We start from the raw sequence: 2,828 nt of genomic DNA on the forward strand, positions 1-2,828 counted from the left end.
AAGCCCGCGAACAGGAGAATGGCGGAGAGGTCCTTGGCGTAGTCCTTGAGGGCGTCGCGCTCGAACGGGCGCTTCATGGCGTGGCGGTAGGCGATCAGCATCGCCAGCGCGACGGCGCTGACGAACACCAGCCACACCATCTGCGGCGCCGGGTTCATCTCGACCGACAGGCCGATGGTGACGATGGCGAGGAAGGGCAGGGCGGCGCCGACATAGCCGCTGCGGCCAAGCAGATTGGCCAGCCGCGCGGTCTCTTCCGCTTCGGCATGCAGCAGCTTGAGCTTGGCCAGCGATGTGGCACGCTCCCGCGTCGGTCGTTCAACCGGTGACGGCTGCGAACGAAGCATTTTCACAATTGCGACCATCTGGCTCTCCACCCCAAGATTGTCCCAGCGCTAGCGTCGGTGTGGACCCTTAAAAATGTCTTAACGGAGCCCCTTTACCTGATTCGGCTGGTCAATATGACAATTTCTTCTAATTCCAATGTTCCCTGTGCCGTGGTCTACGATCTCGAATTCACCGCCTGGGACGGCTCGATGGCGCGCCGCTGGCAGGCCCCGGGCGAGTACAAGGAAGTGATCCAGATCGGCGCGGTCAAAGTCACGTCCGCATTTTCCCCGATCGTGTCTTTCGAAATCGTCGTGCGGCCGCGGCTCAATCCGGTATTGTCGGACTATCTTCAAGCCCTTACCGGCATCACCAATGCCGATGTCGCGGCCCGCGGCGTCGATTTCGATGAGGCGTACCGGGCCTTTGTGTCGTTTGCCGGCCGGCTGCCGATTGTCGCCTTCGGCCGCGACGACCTCGTTCTCGCCGACAATCTCAGACTGTATGGACTCACGACGGTTCCCCCGCTCCCGGCCGTGGTGGACATCCGCCGCTGGCTGATCGACAACGGTATCGACATCACGGGGATGCACGCCTGCGACGTCGGGCCGGCGGCGGGGGTGGCGTTCGACGGCCATACCCATGACGGCCTCGCCGATGCCCGTTCGGTGGCGGCCGGCATCGCCGCCCTCATGCAACGCGGCGCCCCGCGTCCTGAAGTTACCGTGCCGGAGATCTATCCATGACCGAAGACGCCAAGACCGAAGCCGCGATGTCCGAAGCAGACCGAATCATTGAGGTTCTCGGGCTCGTGCCGCATCCCGAAGGCGGCCATTACCGCCAGATGTTCGTCGATGCGCCGGGACCGGGTGGGCGGGCGCATTCCACCGCCATCTATTACCTGCTGAAGAAAGGCGAGGTTTCGCGCGCCCATCGCATTGACGTTGCGGAAGTCTGGCACTTCTACCGCGGCAGCCCGCTGGAACTGACGATCCAACCGGCGGGCGCTGCCCCGACCTTCCATGTCCTTGGTGCGGCAGTTGAATTTGACGAGCGGCCGCAGCTGGTGGTGCCGCCGCACGCCTGGCAAGCGGCCCGCTCGCTGGGGGATTTCACCCTGGTCGGCTGCACTGTGGCGCCGGGGTTCCAGTTCGAAACCTTCGAAATGGCGCCCGAGGGCTTCGGCTTTTAGGGCTTCCGGCGAGCCTTCTTGCTGCTTAGAGTGCTTCTAAATAGCAAGTAGGGGCCCATGCACTCCAGCGTTCACGCCACCGAATCGCTGCTGTTCTCGACCATGCTGCAGATCATCGTGATGGTCTTGGCGGCACGAGGCGGCAATGTCGTGGCCCGCCGGCTCGGCCAGCCCGGTGTCGTCGGCGAGATCGTTGCCGGCCTGCTGCTCGGCCCGTCGCTGTTCGGACACTTCTTCCCCGACGCGGCGCTCTCCATATTTGGAGCCAAGGCGTCGGCGCCGATCACCATCATCAGCCAGATCGGCCTGGTGCTGTTGATGTTCCAGATCGGCATGGATTTCGAGTTCGGCCATCTCGGCCGGCGCAAGAACCGCAACGGCTCGCTCGGCATCACCGCGGCGTCGATTTCGGTGCCGTTCGCGCTCGGTTTTTTGATCGGGCAGGTGTCGGCGCCGCTGTTGGCGCCCAAGATCGATCCCTTGGCCTACAGCCTGTTCTGCGGCGTCGGGCTCGCCATTACCGCGGTGCCGATCCTCGGCCGCATCCTCAAGGAGTTCGATCTTACCCGCACCGAAATCGGCGTCGTGGCGATTTCCGCCGCCGCCTTGAACGACGTCATCGGCTGGGTGCTGCTGGCGGGCATCTCGGCCTACGCCGCGGCCAAGTTCTCGCTCGAGGCGATGGGTATGCAGGTGGCGGGAATCGTCTTGCTCGCCGTCGTCGCCTGGTTCGGGCTGCGGCGGGTGATCCAATGGCTGCTGGCGAAAAATCCGGTTACCGCCGGCGAAATTCCACCCAACCTGATGACGGTGGTGATCGCGATCGCCTTTGCCATGGCGATCAGCACCTATGCGCTCGGGATCTTCGCGATCTTCGGTGGCTTCCTCGCCGGGCTGCTGTTCCACCACGACAAGGTGTTCGTCGAAGCCTGGCGCCGGCAGGTCGGCCGCTTCGTCCTGGTGTTCTTCCTGCCGGTGTTCTTCACCTACACCGGGCTTCGCACCAACGTGCTCGGGCTGACGGCAGCGAGCGATTGGATGTGGCTGGCCGTGATCCTGACCGCGGCGGTCGGCGGCAAGATCGTGCCGGTGTTCGTGGCCAGCCGCATGGCGAAATTCTCGACCTCGGAAGCGGCGATCCTCGGCAGTTTGATGAACACCCGCGCCCTGATGGAGCTGATCGTGCTCAACATCGGCTACGACATGGGCTTCCTGCCCGCCAACGTCTTCACCATGCTGGTGATCATGGCGGTGGTGACAACGGTGATGACGGGGCCGCTGCTGCGGGTGCTGCTGCCGCGCGCCGGCT

The 2,828-nt window shown here is 64.1% G+C and carries 4 protein-coding genes; 3 read left to right on the forward strand and 1 reads right to left on the reverse strand.

Annotation, left to right across the window (positions count from 1 at the left end; all coding sequences use genetic code 11):
* Window positions 1–365: hypothetical protein (locus AC1P6P_RS02285; RefSeq protein WP_481400815.1), on the reverse strand; the 365-nt coding region annotated here is incomplete at its 3' end.
* Window positions 366–461: 96 nt separating this feature from the next.
* Between AC1P6P_RS02285 and AC1P6P_RS02290 the strand changes: the two genes are divergently transcribed.
* From AC1P6P_RS02290 to AC1P6P_RS02300, 3 genes are all read left to right on the forward strand, one after another.
* Window positions 462–1,073 (forward strand): exonuclease domain-containing protein, encoded by a 612-nt coding sequence (locus AC1P6P_RS02290; protein ID WP_481400816.1) that lies wholly within the window; start codon window positions 462–464, stop codon window positions 1,071–1,073.
* A complete protein-coding gene (locus AC1P6P_RS02295; RefSeq protein WP_481400817.1) occupies window positions 1,070–1,519 on the forward strand; it encodes a cupin domain-containing protein in 450 nt (149 codons plus the stop codon). The genes AC1P6P_RS02290 and AC1P6P_RS02295 overlap by 4 nt, the downstream gene beginning before the upstream one ends.
* Window positions 1,520–1,576: 57 nt before the next feature.
* A partial coding sequence (locus AC1P6P_RS02300) for a cation:proton antiporter (protein ID WP_481400818.1) occupies window positions 1,577–2,828 on the forward strand: 1,252 nt, incomplete at its 3' end.

The organism is Rhizomicrobium sp. (assembly GCF_056722145.1).